The organism is Streptomyces sp. NPDC047886 (assembly GCF_043204435.1).
Classification (GTDB): domain Bacteria; phylum Actinomycetota; class Actinomycetes; order Streptomycetales; family Streptomycetaceae; genus Streptomyces.
On sequence record NZ_JBIDCF010000004.1, the window covers coordinates 440,433 to 460,638 of the forward strand.

At 73.6% G+C, this 20,206-nt stretch carries 15 protein-coding genes; 8 read left to right on the forward strand and 7 right to left on the reverse strand.

The window, feature by feature from the left end:
- Nucleotides 1-29: 29 nt before the first annotated feature.
- The gene (locus tag ACGF5U_RS16935) at nt 30-1,094 is read right to left on the reverse strand and encodes a YihY/virulence factor BrkB family protein (protein ID WP_392818491.1); all 1,065 of its coding nucleotides are present in this window, start codon (nt 1,092-1,094) and stop codon (nt 30-32) included.
- A 62-nt stretch (nt 1,095-1,156) separates the two neighbouring features.
- Here ACGF5U_RS16935 and ACGF5U_RS16940 point away from each other — a divergent pair, with 62 nt between their 5' ends.
- On the forward strand, nt 1,157-2,563 hold the full coding sequence (locus ACGF5U_RS16940) for an NADP-dependent succinic semialdehyde dehydrogenase (RefSeq protein WP_392818493.1): 1,407 nt from the start codon (nt 1,157-1,159) through the stop codon (nt 2,561-2,563).
- A gap of 181 nt (nt 2,564-2,744) precedes the next feature.
- Here ACGF5U_RS16940 and ACGF5U_RS16945 read toward each other — a convergent pair whose 3' ends face one another.
- The 3 genes from ACGF5U_RS16945 to ACGF5U_RS16955 all read right to left on the reverse strand — a co-directional run bounded on the left by ACGF5U_RS16945 (nt 2,745) and on the right by ACGF5U_RS16955 (nt 6,026).
- A complete protein-coding gene (locus tag ACGF5U_RS16945; RefSeq protein WP_392818494.1) occupies nt 2,745-3,728 on the reverse strand; it encodes a glutathione S-transferase family protein in 984 nt (327 codons plus the stop codon).
- A gap of 37 nt (nt 3,729-3,765) precedes the next feature.
- A complete protein-coding gene (locus ACGF5U_RS16950; protein WP_392818496.1) occupies nt 3,766-4,827 on the reverse strand; it encodes a PhlD in 1,062 nt (353 codons plus the stop codon).
- A 368-nt stretch (nt 4,828-5,195) separates the two neighbouring features.
- Nucleotides 5,196-6,026 (reverse strand): helix-turn-helix domain-containing protein, encoded by an 831-nt coding sequence (locus ACGF5U_RS16955; RefSeq protein ID WP_392818498.1) that lies wholly within the window; start codon nt 6,024-6,026, stop codon nt 5,196-5,198.
- Nucleotides 6,027-6,428: 402 nt separating this feature from the next.
- Here ACGF5U_RS16955 and ACGF5U_RS16960 point away from each other — a divergent pair, with 402 nt between their 5' ends.
- Nucleotides 6,429-7,442, forward strand: a complete 1,014-nt coding sequence (locus ACGF5U_RS16960; RefSeq protein WP_392818500.1) for a TrmB family transcriptional regulator sugar-binding domain-containing protein — start codon at nt 6,429-6,431, stop codon at nt 7,440-7,442.
- A gap of 494 nt (nt 7,443-7,936) precedes the next feature.
- On the forward strand, nt 7,937-8,578 hold the full coding sequence (locus ACGF5U_RS16965; RefSeq protein WP_392818502.1) for an LAETG motif-containing sortase-dependent surface protein: 642 nt from the start codon (nt 7,937-7,939) through the stop codon (nt 8,576-8,578).
- Between the two features lie 43 nt (nt 8,579-8,621).
- On the opposite strand, the gene ACGF5U_RS16970 is transcribed toward ACGF5U_RS16965, so the two are convergent.
- On the reverse strand, nt 8,622-9,653 hold the full coding sequence (locus tag ACGF5U_RS16970) for a PHP domain-containing protein (protein WP_392818503.1): 1,032 nt from the start codon (nt 9,651-9,653) through the stop codon (nt 8,622-8,624).
- 7 nt (nt 9,654-9,660) lie between these two features.
- The gene (locus ACGF5U_RS16975) at nt 9,661-11,751 is read right to left on the reverse strand and encodes a SpoIIE family protein phosphatase (protein ID WP_392818505.1); all 2,091 of its coding nucleotides are present in this window, start codon (nt 11,749-11,751) and stop codon (nt 9,661-9,663) included.
- Between the two features lie 168 nt (nt 11,752-11,919).
- On the opposite strand from ACGF5U_RS16975, the gene ACGF5U_RS16980 reads away from it, so the two are divergent.
- The 5 genes from ACGF5U_RS16980 (at nt 11,920) to ACGF5U_RS17000 (ending at nt 19,068) form a co-directional block, all read left to right on the forward strand.
- Nucleotides 11,920-12,975, forward strand: coding sequence for a PucR family transcriptional regulator (locus ACGF5U_RS16980; RefSeq protein ID WP_392818812.1), 1,056 nt, complete (start codon nt 11,920-11,922; stop codon nt 12,973-12,975).
- A gap of 134 nt (nt 12,976-13,109) precedes the next feature.
- Nucleotides 13,110-13,802: a hypothetical protein gene (locus tag ACGF5U_RS16985; protein ID WP_392818507.1), complete on the forward strand. Its 693-nt coding sequence runs from the start codon at nt 13,110-13,112 to the stop codon at nt 13,800-13,802.
- Entirely contained in the window at nt 13,799-15,103 is a 1,305-nt protein-coding gene (locus ACGF5U_RS16990) for a sensor histidine kinase (protein WP_392818509.1), read from the forward strand. The genes ACGF5U_RS16985 and ACGF5U_RS16990 overlap by 4 nt, the downstream gene beginning before the upstream one ends.
- A 105-nt stretch (nt 15,104-15,208) precedes the next feature.
- Nucleotides 15,209-17,758 carry an alpha-L-arabinofuranosidase C-terminal domain-containing protein gene (locus tag ACGF5U_RS16995; RefSeq protein WP_392818511.1) on the forward strand — a complete coding sequence of 850 codons (2,550 nt, stop codon included), beginning with the start codon at nt 15,209-15,211 and terminating at the stop codon, nt 17,756-17,758.
- Nucleotides 17,759-18,042: 284 nt separating this feature from the next.
- Nucleotides 18,043-19,068 (forward strand): LacI family DNA-binding transcriptional regulator, encoded by a 1,026-nt coding sequence (locus ACGF5U_RS17000; protein ID WP_392818512.1) that lies wholly within the window; start codon nt 18,043-18,045, stop codon nt 19,066-19,068.
- 397 nt (nt 19,069-19,465) lie between these two features.
- Here ACGF5U_RS17000 and ACGF5U_RS17005 read toward each other — a convergent pair whose 3' ends face one another.
- On the reverse strand, nt 19,466-20,194 hold the full coding sequence (locus ACGF5U_RS17005; protein ID WP_392818514.1) for a hypothetical protein: 729 nt from the start codon (nt 20,192-20,194) through the stop codon (nt 19,466-19,468).
- Nucleotides 20,195-20,206 lie beyond the last annotated feature (12 nt).

A 20,206-nucleotide genomic window follows, 5' to 3' on the forward strand; every position in this document is an offset into this window, starting at 1 on the left:
GCGGCCCCGGCCCGGGGCCGCCGCCCGTCTCAGCGGTCGCGCGGCCCCCGGTCCGGCCCCCGGTCCGGGCCCGACCCCCTGTCCGGTGCGGCCGGTCCCGGCGGCGGCTCATCGGAGCCGTGCCCGGCCAGCCGGGCCCGCTCACGTTCGTCGTCGGACCACTTGCGGGTGTCGCGCGGCTCCACATACGGCTCAGCCGACTCCGGCCGCCCCTCCTGGACGGCCCGCTGACGGGCCAGCTCCGCGTCGAGTTCCAGGCCCAGCAGGATCGCCAGGTTCGACAGCCAGAGCCAGATCAGGAAGATGACGACGCCCGCCAGGGTGCCGTAGGTCTTGTTGTACGAACCGAAGTTCGCCACGTACAGCGCGAAGCCGCCGGAGGCCAGCAGCCACAGCAGCACCGCCACCACACTGCCCGGCGTGAGCCAGCGGAAGCCGGGGCCACGGACATTGGGCGCGCTCCAATACAACAGCGCGACCATCAGCACCACCAGAATCACCAGCACCGGCCATTTGGCGATGTTCCATGCCGTGACCGCCGCCGACCCGAGGCCGATGGCCTCACCGGCGCGCTCGGCGAGCGGCCCCGTGAACACCACGATCACCGCACTCAGCGCCAGCATCACCATGAGCACCAGGGTCAGCCCGATCCGCAGCGGCGTCACCTTCCACACCGGCCGGCCCTCGGGCAGGTCGTACACGGCGTTCGACGTCCGGATGAACGCCGCCACATACCCGGACGCCGACCAGAGGGCGGCGACCAGACCGACGATCGCCACCACCCCGCTCGCCCCGCCGCTGCCCTGCAGCTGCCGGACCGCGTCGCCGAGGATGTCCCGCGCCGGTCCCGGGGCCAGCTGCTGGAGGTTGTCCAGGACCGCCCGGGTCGCCGATTCGCCGATCACCCCGAGCATCGCCACGACGACCAGCAGGGCAGGGAAGATCGAGAGCACGCCGTAGTACGTGAGCGCCGCGGCCCGGTCGGGCAGCTCGTCGTCCAGGAACTCCCTCCCGGTGCGGCGCAGCACCGAGCGCCAGGAGCCGGACGACAGCCGGGTGGGGGTCTCGTTCTCGTTCCTGTCGATGTTTGCCATACGGGCACGGGTAACCCGGTAGTCGCGTATCAACCGCCGACCTGTGCGAGGAGGCCCCCGCCATGCCCATCGCGACCGTCAATCCCGCGACCGGTGAGACGCTGAAGACCTTCGACCCGCTGGACGACGACGGCGTCGAACAGCGGCTGGCCGCGGCCGACGCCGCCTTCCGCCACCACCGGGCGACCTCCTTCGCCGAACGCGCCCGCCTGATGGAGCGCGCCGCCGACCTCCTGGAGCGGGACCAGGAGGACATCGCCCGCACCATGACCACCGAGATGGGCAAGACCCTCGCAGCCGCCCGCGCCGAGGCGGCGAAGTGCGTCAAGGCGATGCGCTGGTACGCGGCGAACGCCGAGCGGCTGCTGGCCGACGAACACCCGTCCGACGCCGACGTGCGCGACTCCGGAGCGGCGACCGCCCGCGTCCACTACCGGCCGCTGGGCCCGGTGCTGGCCGTCATGCCGTGGAACTTCCCGCTCTGGCAGGTCGTCCGGTTCGCCGCGCCCGCGCTCATGGCGGGCAACACCGCCCTGCTCAAGCACGCGTCCAGCGTGCCGCAGACCGCCCTCTACCTGGAGGACCTGTTCCGCGGGGCCGGCTACCCGGAGGGCTGCTTCTCCACCCTGCTGGTGGGTACCGACGCCGTCGAGGGCATCCTGCGCGACCCGCGCGTGGCCGCCGCGACGCTCACCGGCAGCGAGGCGGCCGGGCGCGCGGTCGCCTCCGTCGCGGGCGACGAGGTCAAGAAGACCGTCCTGGAGCTGGGCGGCAGCGACCCCTACCTCGTCCTGCCGTCGGCCGACGTCGAACGCGCCGCCGCCACCGCCGTCACCGCCCGGGTCCAGAACAACGGTCAGTCCTGTATCGCCGCCAAGCGGTTCATCGTCCACACCGACGTGTTCGACGCCTTCGAGGAGCGGTTCACCGCCGCCATGGCCGCGCTGACCGTCGGCGACCCCATGGCGGACACCACCGACGTAGGACCGCTGGCCGGCGAGCGGGGCCGGTCCGATCTGGAGGAGCTCGTGGACGACGCCGTCCGCGCGGGGGCCGAGGTCCGGTGCGGCGGCCGCAGGCCCGAGGGCCTCGACCGGGGCTGGTACTACGCGCCGACCGTGCTGACCGGCGTCACGCCCCGGATGCGGATCCACCGGGAGGAGGCGTTCGGCCCGGTCGCCGTCCTGTACCGGGTCGCGGACCTGGACGAGGCGCTCGCCGTCGCCAACGACACCTCCTTCGGGCTGAGTTCCAACGTCTGGACCCGCGACGACGCGGACGTACGCCGCTGTGTCCTGGAACTCCAGGCGGGCGCTGTTTTCGTCAACGGCATGACCGCCTCTCACCCGGCGCTGCCCTTCGGCGGCGTCAAGCGCTCCGGGTACGGACGGGAGCTGGCCGGGCACGGCATCAAGGAGTTCTGCAACGCCACCACGGTCTGGCAGGCGGCGGACACCCCGGACCGCTGAGGTCCCGGAGGCCCGGGAGGCCCGGAGGCCCGGGAGGCCCATCGGCCCGGAAGTCCATCGGCCCAAGGGTCCGGAGAAGGTTCGCACTGACAGTCAGGCAGTCAGGCAGTGAGGCAGTCAGGGGAGGGTGCCGGGGGCCGGGGCTGACGGGAGTCAGGCGCCACGTGTGTGTGGCGGCGGCTCACAGGGGTACGACGACCTCGTCCTCCGGCGGCGGAGGCGGCGGTGTCCCGTCGCCGAACGGCCGCCCGCCCAGCTCCTCGCGGTGATGAGGAGTGCGCCAGCCCCGCAGATCCGGTCCCCGCGGCACGATCCGCGTCGGGTTGATGTGCTCGTGCACCTGGTAGTAGTGCCGTTTGATGTGGTCGAAGTCGACCGTGTCACCGAATCCGGGGGTCTGGAACAGATCACGCGCGTACGCCCACAGCACCCGGTCCTCGGTCAGCTTGCCGCGGTTGCACTTGAAGTGGCCGTGGTAGACGGCGTCGAACCGGACCAGCGTCGTGAACAGCCGGACGTCCGCCTCCGTGATCGTGTCGCCGACCAGGTAGCGCCGCCCCGCCAGATGCTCCGACACCTGGTCGAGCCGGGCGAACAGCCGCCCGTACGCCTCGTCGTAGGCCTCCTGGCCACCCGCGAAACCCGCCTGGTACACGCCGTTGTTGACGTCCTGGAAGATGCCCTCCGCCCGCTCGTCGATCTCGTCGCGCAGCGCCTCCGGATACAGGTCGGGCGCGCCCGGCCGGTGCAGCGCGCCCCACTCCGCCGACAGGTCCAGGGTGATGCGCTGGTAGTCGTTGGTGACGAGCCGCCCGCTCGGCACGTCCACGATCGCCGGCACGCTCACCCCGCCGGGATGGCCCGGCTCGCGCGCGTCGTACGCCTCGTACAGGAAACGGATGCCGAGCACCGGGTCCCGCCCGTCCGGGTCGAGCGTGAACCGCCAGCTCCGCTCGTCCTGGATCGGGTCGGCGACCGCCAGGGACAGAGCGCCCTCCAGGCCCAGCAGTCGCCGCACCACGAGAGAGCGGCTCGCCCACGGGCAGGCCCTGCTGACGACCAGCCGGTACCGTCCCGCCTCGACCGGCCAGCCGTCCCTGCCGTCGGCGGTGATCCGGTCGGTGAAGTGGGCCGGGGAGCGTACGAAGACATCGGTGGTGTTCACGGCGCCCGGGTACCCCGGCCGCCGGGCGCCACGCTCGTCAGGCGTCCTGCCACCGGCAGTGCAGGGCCGCGGCGGCGAACCCCGGGCCGTACGCCACGACCAGTCCCTCCGCGCCGCCGGGCGGGGGAGCGGTGTGGGTGCGCTCGAGCACCCGCAGGACGCTGACCCCGCCGAGGTTGCCCTCGTCGGCGAGGGTGTCCGTGGAGTGTCTGGCGTCGTCGCCGGACAGCCCCACCGCGGTCGCCGTGTCGGCGATGATCCGCAGACTGCCCGGGTGGATCACCGCGAAGTCGGCGGACCGCCCCCGCAGCCAGGTCCGCAGCGCCGGCAGCACGTCGTCGGCGGCCGACAGGGCGGCCTTGGTGGAGTCGAAGTGGAAACCGTCGGCGGCGATCCGGCCCGAGTAGCGCTCGACGCTGTCCGGCAGGACGTACTCGAAACTGTCCTGGACGACAAGACCCGGGCCGAGCGGCTCGGACGAGACGACGGCCGCGGCCGCCGAGTCCCCGAACAGCGCCTTGTAGATCATCGACTCGATGCCCGTGTCGGCGTGGTTGTAGACGCTGGAGATGACCTCGGCCGCCACCACCAGGACCTTGCTGCCGGGGCGCGCCGCCACCAGGTCGGCCGCGCGGATCAGCGCCTGGGTGCCGCCCGCGCAGGCGAGCGTCGTCAGCGCGACGCGCCGTACGGTCGGGCGCAGCCGCAGCGGGCCGAGCAGGGCCACGTCGAGGTTCGGCACGGACCAGCCGGTCGAGTGCGTGGTGACGATCGCGTCGATGTCGGCGTAGCCGTCGTCCCCGGGCGCCGCCAGCCCCGCCGCCGTCAGCGCGCGTCGCGCGGCCTCCGTCGCCATGACGACCGCGTCGTCGAAGGCGGCCTCGGCGCGCCGGTCGATCCCGGCCGTCCCGGAGACCGTGGAGGCGTCCAGCGGCCGGGTGAAGTAGCGGGTGTTCACCCCGCAGTTGCGGACCACGCGGTGGATCGCCCCGAGGCGGGGGTGGTCCGGGTGGTGCAGGGATATGTCATGGACGATGTCGTCGGTGGTGACCTTGTGGTCGGGCAGGACGACCTGAGGTCGGGAGACATGGACAGGCACGAATGACCTCCGGCGGGCGCGGAAGGGGGCGGCGTGGGGGCGTGGGTGATGCTCAACCTACGTCAAGCGCCCCGCACCGGCGCCGGTCCGTCCCCCGGAACGGCCCGACGGGTCCACCGCGCACGGTCCACCGGGCACGCGCCGTCGGTCCCCCGCGCACCTGCCGCGAGTCCAGCGCCCGTCCACCGCGCCCGTGCCGCCCGTCCGCCGGATACGTGCCGCCCGTCCACCAGGTCCGCCCGCCTACCGGCCGTTCACCGCCGCATGCCCGGACACCAGCCGCACCGGCGGCCCCGTACGCACCCGACCGCCACGCCCCGCCGTCCTGCCGCCGCCCGGTCGGCGGGCGACGAGGCGGTGGGGCGTGCCTACGGGCGGCAGCGGGCGCGCAGTACCGGGACGCGGGCGTGCCGCCGCTGTTCGCCCGGGTGGAACACGAGGATGATCATGCGGGCGCCCGGTGCGGCCATCGGCTGGGCGGCGCACATGGTCACCCAGCCCGGCCCCAGCGCCGAGTGGTGGAGCGGCCGTTCGTCGCCGTCGGGATGGATGCAGGCGCTCGCCGTCTCGTAGATCCCGGACGCCACCGGGTCGGCCAGCACCTCCTTCTCGATCTGCGCGAGGGTCTCGTCGGTCGGGTCCGCGGCGAGCGCGGCCCGCAGCTGCGGCAGCACGAGCGGGGCCCACGACGTCTCCCAGTTCGTGAGCACCGCACGGGCCTCCTGCTCCACCGCCATCCAGCGCATGGTGTTGTCCGGCACCCGGCCGCCCGGGAACAGCGCGGCGAAGCACGCGTTGTGCGCCAGCAGGTTCCAGGAGCGGTCGTTCACGTACGCCATGTGGGAGATGCCGTCCAGGGCCTCCTGCCACACCCCCGGGATCTCCTCGCCGGACGCCGAGTTCAGCGGATGCGGCGGGTCCTGCCCCAGGGCGTACCGCCAGAGAGCGATCCACTCCTGCTCGTTCATGCCGAGCAGCCGCGCCACGTCCTGGAGCAGGTCGACGGGCGGGTTCGGGTAACGGCCCGACTCCAGCCGGCCGTATGTGTCCGGGGCACGGTGCAGGATCTGGTCGATCTGCGTCTGGGAAAGCCCCGGGGCCCGCCGGCCCTGCCGGGTGGGCCGGGACAGGCCGTGGCTCTCCGGTGTGATCAGCGCGCGGCGTTCCCTGAGCAGGGACCGCAGTGCGACCTTGTCCATGACGGTTACTTCCCCCAAGAAGGCGGCCGACGGGGTCGCCGGCGGCCGCCGGTGAGCTGTGAACGGGTGCGGAACGGCTCGTGTCCTCGTGGGTCAGCGCCGAACGGCTTCGTCCCCGGCCGGCGGGTCGGGTGCCGGGACCGGGCGGAGAACAACGGTGGCGGCGACGGCGGCGACCGGGAGCGTGACCGGCCCGGCCAGGGTACGGCGTTCGGGGTGCTGCATCGCAGGGTTCCGTTCATGGGCATACGAAAGGCACGGCCGGGCCGGGCCGCCCCTCGGGGGCCGGCGCCCGCGAACGACCGCACAGGTACGCTGACGCGTCGTACGACAGCGATCAACCGTCTGTGTGGTGCGTACATGCGCACGGCGCACACACGCAGCCGTGAACGGGGAGCGAGAGTGACCGAAACGGGCGATCCGGCGAGCCGTCGGGAGGAGTTGTCGGCCCCGGCCAGGGAGCTCTACGCCCGGGTGACCCGCGGCGAGCGAGTGGCGCCCGACGACGCTCCCGCCCTGCGCGAACTGCTCGACTGGCGGCTGGTCACGGTCGACCCCGACCAGCCCGAACTGCCCGTCGCCCTCGACCCGCAGGAGGCCGGCCGGCGCCGCCTCGACGACGAACTGCGCGCCATGGCGGCCCGCGCCGCCCGGATGGCGGCGATCCCCGACCTCAGCGACGAGCTCAGCCTCCACTTCGAGCGCGCCAAGTGGCGCTCCGGTTCCGGCAGCGAGTTCCTCGCCGAGCCCGAACAGGTCAACGCCCGGATCGGCGAGGCGATCAGCCAGGCCGAGACCGAGGTGCTCACCGCCAGGACCGCCGCCCCCCGGACCCGGGAACTCCGCGACGACGCCACCGTCCGCGACAGCCGTGCCCTGGCCCGGGGCGTCAGCGTCCGCACCCTCTACGCCGACGGCGTCAGGGACGATCCGGTCAGCCGGGCCTGGGCGGCCGAGATGACCGCCAGGGGCACCCAGTTCCGTACGCTCATCGCCCCGTTCCAGCGGTGTGTCGTCGTGGACCGCCGCCAGGCGTTCATCTCCGACCACGTCGTCGGCTCCAGCCCCTCGCACGCCGCCTGGCACGTCATGGACCGCGCGGTGGTCGCGTACATCGCCGAGGGCTTCGAGGACGCGTGGCGCCGCGCCGAGATCTGGCACGGCGACCCCCGCCGTGCCGTCGCCGCCGGGGGCCGGCTCACCCGCCGCCAGCGGGAGATCCTCATCGACACGGCCGCGGGCGTCGACCAGCGCATCACCGCCCGCCGGCTGAACATCGGGCTGCGGACCCTCACCAAGGAGCTCGGTGTGCTGCGCGCCCGCTGGGGCGTGTCCACGCTCGCCGCGCTCGCCTACCAGTGGGCGCTGTCCCCGGAGCGGCGGCAGCCTGTGGAGGGCGCGGACCCCGGGACGTGACGGACGGACACCGCTCGGCGACCCGTCGCTTTTTTCTCCCGAAAAACCATCAGAAGAAATACCGGCGACGCTCCTGCATGCTGGAGGAGGCCGATCGCCGTCGGCCCTTCGCGGGACGCAGACGACCCGTGAAGCCGTTATTACGGGGGTCGTTATCCGCGCCTCATGCCAGAACCGGGCAGCGCAGGGCACGGGCAGCGTGTCCTGCCGGGCATCGCGTGGATACCGCAAGGTCACTGCCAGGGCCTCGTGGAACGCAAAACCGATCTCTCGGTACGTCCCCCGTGATACGGCCCCGGCGTGAGGGGAAACCCCCTCCGGCTCTTCCTCCCCCGCCGACTGTTCTCGGCCGACTCCGCGTCACCGCAGGGGAGTTGAACTCCGTACGACCGCTGGGCGGTGACCGTTCCCGCCGTCGGAGCCAGTACTGTGCGCCTGCGCGCCGACCCGGTCGGCGTGCCCACAGACAGACGTGTCCGTACGGAGGGACCCCCATGACCCCGTTCATCCGGCGGCGGCGCGGCAGCGCCGCCCTGCTGACCTCCCTGGCCGCCGGTGCGGCCACCGTGGCGTTATCCGCCGCTCCGGCGTTCGCCCACATACCGACCTGGTCCGTGACCTGCTCCGAGGTGCGGATCGAACTCACCCGCTACTCGGCGGACGTCACCAACGAGGTGACCGTCACCGTCGACGGGGAGGACCTGCTGCCCACCGAGCGGTTCGGCGCGGAGTTCCGCCGGACGCTGGAACTGCCCCGGCACGACAAGGAGATCGCGGTCCGGCTCGTCATCAAGGACGGCAGCCCGGGTGGCCACTTCTCGCGTGACGAGACCAGGACGGCCCCGGTCTGCGAGACCACGACGCCGACCCCCACACCGAGCCCGACGCCTCCGGGCCCGGCACCGACCCCGACCGGCTCCACCGCGCCGTCACCGACGCCCACCTTCACCCCGACCCCCACTCCCACGCCGAGCGATGTGCCGTCGTCGGCCGCTCCCGCGCCCCAGGGGCCGGACCTCGCCGACACCGGCGCCTCCGGCGCGACGCCGCTCGTCGGCGCGGCCGCCGCGGCCGCCGTCGTCGTGGGCGGCGGCGTCCTGTGGGCGGTGCGCCGCCGCCGCCCCGCCCAGGACTGACCCACCGCGCCCCTGCGCCCCCCCCGTGCCGCCGCTCCGCGCGTCAGCCGGGCGCTTCGCGCGTGCGGGTCCAGGTGAGCAGTTGCCCGGCCGTCCAGGTGTTGATCACCCGGTCGGCCGGGACGCCGCACTCCTCGGCCCGCGCGCAGCCGAGGATCTGCCAGTCCAGCTGCCCCGGGGCGTGCGCGTCCGTGTCGACGGCGAAGAACACCCCCGCCGCCACGGCCTCGCGCAGCAGCCTGCGGGGCGGATCGAGCCGCTCGGGACGGCTGTTGATCTCCACCGCCGTACCGGACTCGGCGCACGCCGCGAACACCCGTGCCGCGTCGAACCGCGACTCCGGCCGCTGCCCGCGCCCGCCGGTGACCAGCCGTCCCGTGCAGTGCCCCAGCACGTCCACGAGCGGACTGCGCACCGCCTCGACCATCCGGCGCGTCATCGCGGCGCGGTCCATCCGCAGCTTGGAGTGGACCGACGCGACGACCACGTCCAGCCGTTCCAGCAGTTCGGGTTCCTGGTCGAGCGACCCGTCCAGGAGGATGTCCACCTCGATCCCGGTCAGCAGCCGGAACGGCGCCCACCGCTCGTTGAGCTCCGCCACCACGTCCAGCTGCTCGCGCAACCGGTCGGCCGACAGGCCGCGCGCCACGGTCAGCCGGGGCGAGTGGTCCGTCAGCGCCGCCCACTCGTGGCCGAGCTCCGCCGCCGTACGGCCCATCAGCTCGATCGGGCTGCCGCCGTCCGACCAGTCCGAGTGGAGGTGGCAGTCCCCGCGCAGCGCCGCCCGCAGCGTCGCCCCCGGCTCCTCCGGACGTGCCCGGTCCGCCTCGTCCCGCAGCCGCAGAAGGTACCCGGGCACCTCGCCGGCGAGTGCCTCCCGCACCACCTGCGCCGTCTTCGGGCCGACGCCCCTGAGGCCCTCCAGGGTGCCGTCCGCGGCCCGCCGCTCGACCTCGCCGTCCGGCAGCGCGGCCAGCGCCGCCGCCGCGGTGCGGAAGGCCCGCACCCGGTAGCCCGGCGCCAGCGCCCGCTCCAGCAGGAACGCGATCCGGTCCAGCGCCTCGACAGGGTCCATCACGGCATCACGGCCTCGTGAACGGGGTCGGGGAGGGCGCCGGGGACGGGCTCGCGGACGGGCCGATCTCGCACCACACGGCCTTGCCCTCGCCGCGCGGCTCGACGCCCCAGCGGATCGCCAGCGCGTCCAGCAGCAGCAGCCCCCGGCCCGAGGTCGCCGCCTCGCCCGGGGTCCGGCGCCGTGGCCAGGCGCTGGACCGGTCCTGGACCGTCAGCCGGACCCGCCGCACCGGCTCGGGCAGCACCTCCAGCGTCAGCACGGCGCCGCCCTCGGTGTGCAGCAGCACATTGCCCAGCAGCTCACCGGTGAGCAGCTCCGCGTCGTCCGCGAACTCCCGCAGGCCCCAGTCCCGCAGCGCCCGCCGCACCACGGCCCGTGCCTCGGACAGGCCCTGCGGATCGGCCTGGTGGATGTACTGGTGGACGCGGGGTGCCCGGATCGTCCCCGGGTCGGGGCTGCGCCGCAGCACCAGCAGGGCCACGTCGTCGCCCGCGCCCCACCGTTCCCAGAACCGCTCCGAGAGGTGGTCGGCGAGGGCCTCGGCGCCCGGCGGGCCCGCGCTCACCGCCTCCGCCAGCGCGGCCACGCCCTCGCCGATGTCGAGCCCCGGTTCCTCGACGAGCCCGTCGGTGCACATGACCAGCGTCTCGCCGGGCACCAGGTCGAGCCGGGTCTCGGGGAACTCCTCGTCCTCGAACACCGACGCGATGCCGAGGGGCAGCCCGCCCCGCAGCTTCGGGACGCCGACCCGGCCGTCGGTGTGCCGGATCAACGGCCCCAGATGCCCCGCCCGTACCGCCCGGACCGTTCCCGTCACCAGGTCCACCTGCGCGTACGTACACGTCGCGAACCGCTCGGTGTCCAGCTCGGCGAGGAACCGCGAGGCCCGGGCCAGGACCGTCGACGGGGCGTGGCCCTCCCCGGCGTACGCGCGCAGCGCGATCCGCAGCTGGCCCATGATCGCCGCCGCGTGCGTGTCGTGCCCCTGCACGTCCCCCACCACGATCCCCACCCGGCTCTTGGGCAGCGGGATCACGTCGTACCAGTCGCCGCCGACCTGCCGGCCGCTCCACGCCGAGTGGTAGCGCACGGCGATCTCGCCGCCCTCGATGTCCGGGATGCGGCGCGGCAGCATGGTGGCCTGGAGGCCGGTCGCCAGCTCCCGCTCCTCGTCGAACAGGATCGCCCGCTGGAGGGACTGCGCCACGATGGCCGCGAGGCCCAGGGCCAGGTTCCGCTCGTCCGCGGTGAACGCGGTGCGCCGCAGGTAGAACAGCGCCATCCCGCCCAGGGTGCGCGCCTGCGCGATCAGCGGCAGATACGCGGCGGCCTTGAACCTGAGGTGCCCCGCGTACGGCGCCAGCTGCGGATAACCCTTGATCATCTCCTGGAAGTCGCTGGTGAACAGGGGGCGGCCGCTGATCACCGCCTCCGCGAGCGGCAGCCCCGTCTCCAGCCGGCGCACCCGCAGGTCGTCCAGCACCTCCAGCGAGTCGCCGCTCAGCGCGATGATGTTCAGCGAGCCGCTCTCCACCAGGCCGAGCGCCAGCCCGTCCGCACCGAGCCTGGCGAGCCCCCCGGCGCCGGTCAGCGCCGCCGTGACATCGTCCACCGTCACCGCCCGGGACAGCGCGCGTGTGGACCGCTCGACCATGTCCGTCTGGCGTCGTCTGCGCTTCTCCAGCTCCAGCATGAACTCCGAATGGGTCACCTCGGATGTGGCGTCCCTGACGATGCCGACGATCCGGTGGGCGCGCCCGGTCCCGTCACGCAGGATGCGCGCCTGCACATGCGTCCACTGGGCGGAGCCGTCCTCCCGCTCCTGCCGGAAGTGCGCCGCGTACGAGGTGCGGCCGCTGGTCAGCGCGTCATGGATCACCGTGTCGAGCCGCGTCCGCTCCTGCGGGTCCAGCCGGTGCACCAGCGACGCGGGACGGGAGTCGAAGGCGCCGGGAACCAGGCCGAACACGAGCAGGCCGGCCTCGTCGACGTCGATCGTCCCGGCGTCGAGATCCCAGTCGAAGCTGCCCGTGCGGTTCATGGCGAGCCGCTCCGTCGGCCCGATCTCTCCGCTGTGTCCCAGGTTGTCCGTCATCACCCTCATTGTCGAGCCGCTTCCGCGCGAACGCCAGGGCGTCGCGCGGGGCACCTGGCGCGATCGTGGCCGACGTAGCGCGGCGGGTCTGGCACCCTTACCGGGGGCGATCCGCGTCAAGATCGCGTCGGCAGGGCGTCAACGGAACATCAGGATGTGGGGAAGAGCGTGGCGGGGCGGGAGATATCCGACGAGTATCTGGACGGCTATGCCCGCATCCTGGCGGAGGTCTCGGCCACCGGCCGGCGGCTCAACCGGGACGAGTTGCGCTCCCGCAGGGCGCTCGGCGAGCGGGCAGCCGAGGACGGGCACGGACTGCGCGCCCTCGTCGGGATGCACCTGGCGGCCACCCGTGACGCCTGGCCGTCCGGCGCGGCGGCCGACAGCGTACTCGCCGCCGTGCAGCAGGCCATCGACGCGTTCGCCGAGGGCTACGAGCAGGCCCAGCGGCTGGCCGTACGCCAGGAGGAGGCCGCGCGCCGCGAATTCATCGACGACCTGCTCTACGGGCGCAGCGACCTCGGGCGGCTCGCCGAGCGCGCCGAGCGGTTCGGGCTGCGGCTCGCCCGCGCGCACGCCGTGGCCGTCGCCGACGCCCGTACCGCCTACGACGAGGCGGGCCCCGTCTCCCGCCAGGTCGAACAGGCGCTGCTCGGCCGGTTCGGCGACCGGCGCATCCTGTTCACCACCAAGGACGGCCGGCTGGTCTGCGTCGCCCCCGGCGACCAGGACGACGTCCTCACCTTCTTCGCCAAGCAGGCGTACGCCGCCACCGACGGCGGCCGGGTCGCCATCGGCCGCCCGCACTCGGGCCCCGGCGGTGTCGTCCACTCGTACGAGGAAGCCCTCAACGCGCTGGACCTGGCCGAGCGGATGAACCTGGACGAGCCCGTGCTCCGCGCCGCCGACCTGCTGGTCTTCCCGGTCCTGACGCGCGACAGGCAGGCCATGGCCGATCTGGTGCGCAGCGCGCTCGGCCCGCTGGAACAGGCCAGGGGCGGGGCCGAACCGCTGATCGACACCCTCACCGCGTACTTCGACGCCGGCTGCAACGCCGCCGAGGCCGCCCGCCGCCTCAGCCTCAGCGTCCGCGCCCTGACGTACCGGCTCGACCGCATCCACCGCCTCACCGGCTCCAACCCCGCCGAGCCGATGCACCGCTACACCCTGCAGACCGCCGTCATCGGAGCCCGCCTCCTGGACTGGCCCCACCGGGAACTCTGACCCGCCCGCCCGGAGCCCGGCCGGAGCAGACCGGAGCCCGGCCGGAGCAGACCGGAGCGGGGTGGCCCGGGCAGGATGACCCGGACGGGTCAGCCGACCGTGTGTCCCGGCCGCGGCGCCCCGAGCATGAGGTCATGGCCCCGACACCGGTACGTCGTGCTCTGCTCGCCGCGGCGGGTCTGGCGGCGCTGGCACCGGCCGCCGGGTGCGCCGACGTCGAGGGGCCGCGCGCGCACGGCAGCCCTGGGCGGCTGCGGGCACCGCTGTCGCTGTGGGCCGGGACGAGCCCCGCGCCGCCGCCTCCCGGGCGGGAACCGGGCGGTCCCGCCCGGGTTCCGGTGCCCGCCGTGCCGTCCGGGGACATGCGGGACGCGGACGCCCTCGCCGTCGTCAGGGCCGACATCGCCGCGGCGGGGCGCGCCGACGAGGGGCGGGGCGTGCTCGTGGACCCCCGGGCCGTACGGCTCATGGCCGCGTGCGCGGCCGCCGCCTGCCCCGTCCGTCCGCCCGTCCACCACGATCTGACGGGCGACGGCAGGGCCGAGCTCATCACCGCGGTCGACATCGACGGACGGCTGAGCGAGCTGCGGGTCTACACCGTCGAGAACGCCGCCGTCACCCGTGTGCTGTCCCGCCGCGCCGTACTGGAGGGCACGCAGGTCGCCGCCGGACACCTGACCGTACGGGAGCCGACGTCGAACCCGGCGTACGTCAGCGTCTCCGAGTACGTCTGGGACGGGCGCGAGATGCGGCTCGGCGGACTGATGCTCGACCAGTGCCCCGCCCTGAAGCGGACCCGGAGCCCCTGCCCCCGCGGCGGGACATGAGCCGCTCACGGGGTCCGCTCGGCGGGCCGCGCACCGGGTGGGCGGCCAGCCTGCGCTGGAAGATCGCCGCGACGACCACCGCCGTGTGCTGCGCCGTCGCCGCCGTCCTCGGGATCCTCGTCCACAACGTCACCGCCGAGCAGACGGTGGACCACGTCAGGACCGAGATCGGCCACGCCCTGGACGAGGCGGCCCGGCACTACGAGTACGGCACGTCCACCGGCGCGCTCGCCTCCGAACTGGACCCGCCGGAGCTCCCTCGCGAGCTGCGCGACCTGGTACGGCAGGGCAGGCGGGGCAGCATGGTCGGCGCCCGGGACGGCGTCCCCGTGATGTGGGCGGCCGCGCCCGCCGACGGCCACGCGCTCGCCGTGTGGGCGCCGTACGCCCAGACCCGCGACCACCTGCGGGACACCGACACCGCGATCATCGGCTCGGCGGTGGCGGCGGCCGGGCTGGTCGCCGTGGCCGGTCTGTTCCTCGCCGTGCGGATCAGCCGCCGCCTCACCGCCACCGCCGCCGTCGCCCGCCGCATCACCGACGGCGACCTCGACGCCCGCGTCTCCATGCCCGGCGACGGCGGGCGGGGAGCGGGGCGCGATGAGGTGCGGGCGGTGGCCACCGCACTGGACACCATGGCGGGCACGCTCCAGGCCCGGCTGGAGACCGAGAAGCGGTTCACCGCGGACGTCGCGCACGAGCTGCGCACCCCGCTGACCGGGGTGCTGGCCGCGGCGGGGCTGCTGCCGGACGGCCGGCCGAAGGAGATGATCCACGACCGGCTGAGGGCCCTGCACCGGCTCACCGAGGACCTGCTGGAGATCTCCCGCCTCGACGCGGGTGTGGAGCGCGCCGAGCTCGACCCGCACGATCTCGGCCGCACGGCCGAACGGGCGGTACGGGCCACGGGCCTGCCCGCCGAGGTGCGGATCGTGCGCGACGCGCGGGTGGAGACCGACCGGCGCCGGCTCGACCGGGTGCTGGCCAACCTCGTGGTGAACGCGCACCGGCACGGCGCCCCACCGGTCGAGGTGACGGTCGACGGACCGCTGGTCCGGGTCCGCGACCACGGCCCCGGGTACCCCGCGGGACTGATCGACCGGGGCCCGCAGCGGTTCCGCACGGGCGAGGCGGACCGGGGGCGCGGGCACGGCCTGGGGCTCACGATCGTGCTGGGCCAGGCGGCTGTGCTGGGCGCCGACGTGGAGTTCGCCAATGCGCCGGACGGGGGAGCGGTGGCGACCGTACGGCTGCCGGAGGCGTCGCCCCGCGCGCCACGACCGGCCCGGCGGACCCGGTGACACGGTCGTCACCGTTGACGCGTCAACTCCCCGTGCCTATCTTCCTGTTCGAAGTCCTGGTCAATGTCCGGTATATCGAACAGCAGAGAATCCAGGAGCACACACATGGCACGCATACGGCCGAGGCTCGTCCTCGCGCTGGCGGCCGCGCTGGTGGGTACCGTCATGGCGGCCCCCACCCGGGCCGACGACTCCATCCCCGCGGCCGAGCCGGCCGACTACAGCCTCACGGTCCACCCCGACCGCACCGGCCCCGCGATCGACCGCACCATGTACGGCGTTTTCTACGAGGACATCAACAACGCCGCCGACGGCGGCCTCTACGCGGAACTCGTCCAGAACCGGTCGTTCGAGTTCTCCACCGCCGACAACCGCGCCTACACCCCGCTGACCGGCTGGCGGGAGACCGCCACCGGCGGCGCCACCGGAACCGTGCGGGTCGTGGGCGACGCCGACCGCCTCAACGAGCGCAACCGCCACTACCTGCGCGTCGACCTCTCCGGGCACGGCGGCGCCGGCGCCCGCTACGGCGTCGTCAACTCCGGATACGGCACCGGGATCGCCGTACGGGAGGGCGCCCGCTACGACTTCTCCGTCCGGGCCCGCACCGACCAGCGCCGCGGCACCCGCCTCACCGCCCAGCTCCAGGCCGCCGACGGCTCCGCCCTCTCCGCGCCGCTCACCGTCACCGTGCGGGGCGACGGCTGGACCCGGTACTCCGGCACCCTCACCGGCCGCGCCACCACGACGGGCGCCCGGCTCGCGGTCACCGCGGAGGGCGGCGGCGTCCTGCGCCTCGACATGGTCTCCTTGTTCCCCAAGGACACCTTCAAGGGCCGCCCGAACGGGCTGCGCAAGGACCTCGCCGAGAAGATCGCCGCCCTGAAGCCCGGATTCCTCCGCTTCCCCGGCGGCTGCCTCGTCAACACCGGCAGCCACCGGGCGTACGAGGCGCCCGACTGGGAGCGCAAGCGCTCCTACCAGTGGAAGGACACCGTCGGACCCGTCGAGGAACGGGCCGTCAACGCCAACTTCTGGGGCTACCACCAGAGTTACGGCCTCGGCTACTACGAGTACTTCCAGTTCGCCGAGGACATCGGCGCCATGCCGCTACCCGTGGTCCCCGCCCTGGTCACCGGCTGCGGCCAGAACACGGCCACCGACGATCACGCCCTGCTGCGCCGCCACATCCAGGACACCCTGGACCTGATCGAGTTCGCCAACGGGCCCGTCACCTCCACCTGGGGCCGCAAGCGCGCCGCGATGGGCCACCCCAAGCCGTTCGGCCTCACCCACCTCGCCGTCGGCAACGAGGAGAACCTGCCCGACGCGTACTTCACCCGCTTCCAGCAGTTCCGCGCCGCCATCGAGGCCAGGTACCCCGGCATCACCGTCGTCGGCAACTCGGGCCCCGACGACACCGGCACCACCTTCGACCGCCTCTGGCAGCTGAACCGCCAGGCGGGCGTCGCCCTGGTCGACGAGCACTACTACAACAGCCCCCAGTGGTTCCTGGAGAACAACGAGCGGTACGACTCCTACGACCGCCAGGGCCCGAAGGTCTTCCTCGGCGAGTACGCCTCCCGTGACAACCGGTTCTTCAACGCCCTGTCCGAAGCCGCCTTCATGACCGGCCTGGAGCGCAACGCCGACGTCGTCAAACTCGCCTCGTACGCCCCGCTGCTGGCCGACGTCGACCAGAACCAGTGGCGGCCGGACATGATCTGGTTCGACTCCTCCCGCTCCTGGGGGTCGACCAGCTACGAGGTGCAGAAGCTGTTCATGAACAACACCGGCGACCGGGTCGTGCCCAGCGAGGCGTCCCGCACGCCGCACCTGAACGCCCCGATCACCGGCGCGGTCGGCCTGTCCACCTGGGCGACCAGCGTCGCGTACGACGATGTGTCGGTCACCGGCGAGGACGGCACCACCCTCCTGGCGGACGACTTCTCCGCCGGTGACGGCCGGTGGACCCGGGCGGCAGGTCGCGGCACCTGGACCGTCCAGGACGGCGCCTTCGTCCAGTCCGACACGGCCGCCCAGGACACCCTGGTCACGGCGGGGGACCCGGCCTGGCGGAACTACGACCTGAGGGTCAAGGCCACCAAGAGGGCGGGCAGCGAGGGCTTCCTCGTCGCCTTCGGCGTCCGCGACACCGGCAACCACTACTGGTGGAACCTCGGCGGCTGGAACAACACCCGGTCCGCCGTGGAGAAGGCGGTCGACGGCGCCAAGCAGACGCTGACCGAGAACGCCACGACCGTCGAGACCGGCCGGACCTACGACCTGCGTGTCCAGGTGCGCGGCCGCCAGGTCACCCTCTACCTCGACGGGCAGCGGTGGGGCTCCTTCACCGACGACTCCCGCGCCGAACCGTTCCGCCAGGTGGTCACGCGGGACGCCGCCACCGGCGAGCTGATCGTCAAGGTGGTCAACGCCCAGGCGTCCCCGGCCCGCACCCGGGTCGACCTCGGTACCGAGCCCGGCTCCACGACCGCGCGGCTCACCACCCTCCAGGGCGCGCCCGACGCCGTGAACACGGCGGACGACCGTCCGGTCCTGCCCGTCGAATCGACCCTGACGGGAGTCGGCCGGACGTTCACGCACACCTTCCCGCCGCACTCCGTCACCTTCCTGCGGATCCCGAACGGATAGGAGCGGACGGGCGGTCCCTTCACTACCCTGGGCCGGGGAGGCGCTCGCCTCCCCGGCCTCACCCGCGTACCGGGCCTTCGCGGCGTCCGGTCCACGGCCCCCGGAGACTCCTATCGAAGCGCTTCGATAGATTCTCTGGACAGTCGTCGGCGGTCCCTCTAATCTCGGAGCGAAACGAATCGAAGCGCTTCACTTCGCAGGGCTCTTCACTTCCCCGTGTTCTGCCGCACTTCTGCTTCACTCCGGTCCGCTTCACTTCGCAGCCCTACCGTCCGGGAGAGCCGATGGTCACCCTTGCCGATGTCGCTCAGCATGCCGGAGTGTCCGCCAGCACGGTGAGCTATGTCCTGAGCGGCAAGCGGTCCATCTCGGCCTCCACCCGCGAGCGCGTCGAGCGCAGCATCGAACAGCTCGGCTACCACCCCAACGCCGGCGCCCGCGCGCTGGCCAGCAGCCGGTCCAACATCATCGCGCTGATGATCCCGCTCCGCAGCGACATGTACGTGCCGGTCATGATGGAGATCGCCATCGCCGTGGCCACCACCGCCCGCGGCCACGGCTACGACGTCCTGCTGCTCACCGGTGAGGAGGGCCCCGCCGCCGTCCGCCGCATCGAGGGCAGCGCGCTCGCCGACGCCATGATCCTCATGGACGTGCAGCTGGACGACGACCGGCTGCCACTGCTGCGCGAGGCCGCCAGGCCCGGTGTCCTCATCGGCCTGCCCGCCGACACCACAGGACTGAGCTGTGTCGACCTCGACTTCGAGGCGGCGGGCGCGCTGTGCGCCGACCACCTCGCCGGGCTCGGGCACCGCGAGATCGCCGTCATCGGCGAGGCCGCGGCCGTCTACGAACGCCACACCGGCTTCGCCGAGCGGACGCTGAACGGACTGCGCGCCCGCAGCGCCGAACGGGGCCTGCGCCTGCTCCACCGGCCCTGCGAGGGCAGCTACGCCGCCGTCTCCGCGACCCTCGCCCGCGTCTTCGACGAGCGGCCCGGCACCACCGCGTTCATCGTGCAGAACGAGGCCGCGACCGACCCGCTCCTGGCCCTGCTGCGGCAGCAGGGCCGTGCCGTGCCCGAGGACGTCTCGGTGATGGCCATCTGCCCCGACCAGGTCGCCGCGCACGCCTCCGTGCCGCTCACGTCGGTGGCGGTGCCCGCGCAGAGCATGGGCCGTCACGCGGTGGAGCAGGTCGTCGCCAAACTGGAGGGGCGCGGCACGGACGAGGTCGTCCTGCTGGCGCCCGAGCTGACGGTCCGCGAGAGCACCGGGCCCCGGGCGGCCGCCCCGGCGGACCGCCCCTGACCCGCGAGGCCCGGCGGACCGCCCCTGACCCGCGAGGCCCGGCGGACCGCCCCTGACCCGCGAGGCCCGGCGGACCGCCCCGACGCCGGCCCTGTGCCCCGGGGCCCCTGTCCAGGGCGCAGCGGTTCGACGCCTCGGCCCGTGTGGCCCACCACCGGCCTGACAGCACCGGCGCGGACGGGCGACGAACCGGTCGCGGTGGATCACGCCGGGCTCGGTGCGTCACGGTGACTCCTGCTCGGCGGCGAGGCCGTTCCCGTCCCGTGGCGCACTCTCGTCCCGCAGCGCGGCAGGACACGCCGGACGCCGCCCCCGCGCGTCCACGAGAGGGACGCGCGGCGGCGGCGCCGGCGCGGGCCACGAAGCCCTCGCGGCGTGGCGCGGCCCGCGCGGGGTGCTAGCCCGCCGAGACCGTCAGGCTGTCGGTGCGGAAGTCCAGACCGCCCGGCGACGAGGTGATCTCGAAGCCGAACTGCACGTCACCGATGGTCTCGTCGCCCCACCAGCCCTTGGTGTCCTTGATCCACTTGAGGATGGGCAGGATGTTCACCGTTCCGGAGGTGGAGTCCGACGTCCGCAGGAACGAGAACACGTCGTGGTACGAGCCGTCCTCGTTGGTGACCCGGCCCTTGTACACGTTCCAGCTGTGACCGCCGAGCGTGACACCGCCCTGCGCGGTGCCCAGCGGGCCCACCGGGCCGTTGTGGTTCATCCAGAGCATGACCTCGTAGTCGTAGTCCGTGTCCCAGATGTCGTACGCCGTGTTGTACGCGCCGGACGACGGGACCGTCACCCGGTAGCCGCTGGTCAGCGAGGACATGCCGCTGATCGACCGGTTGACCGCCTTCTTGGCGTTCGGGTACGACTTGATGCCGCCCGTGCCGGGGTGGTCCGCCCACACTCCCCAGCTCGTCCCGGAGTTGGCCCAGGTGCACTGGGGGCCGGGGCCCTTGCCCCAGATGTTGTTGTAGAGGGTGTAGCCGTTCAGCGAGGTGTTGCCCCACTGGTCGCAGGTGTGCCAGACGGCGGCGTGCGCCGGCGCCGAGGCCAGTCCGATCGTCGCGCCGAGCGCGAGCACCGGCGCGAGCAGCGCCGTCCGCAGCCGGCCGGGGGTACGTCGTGCCATGGGGTCCCTTCC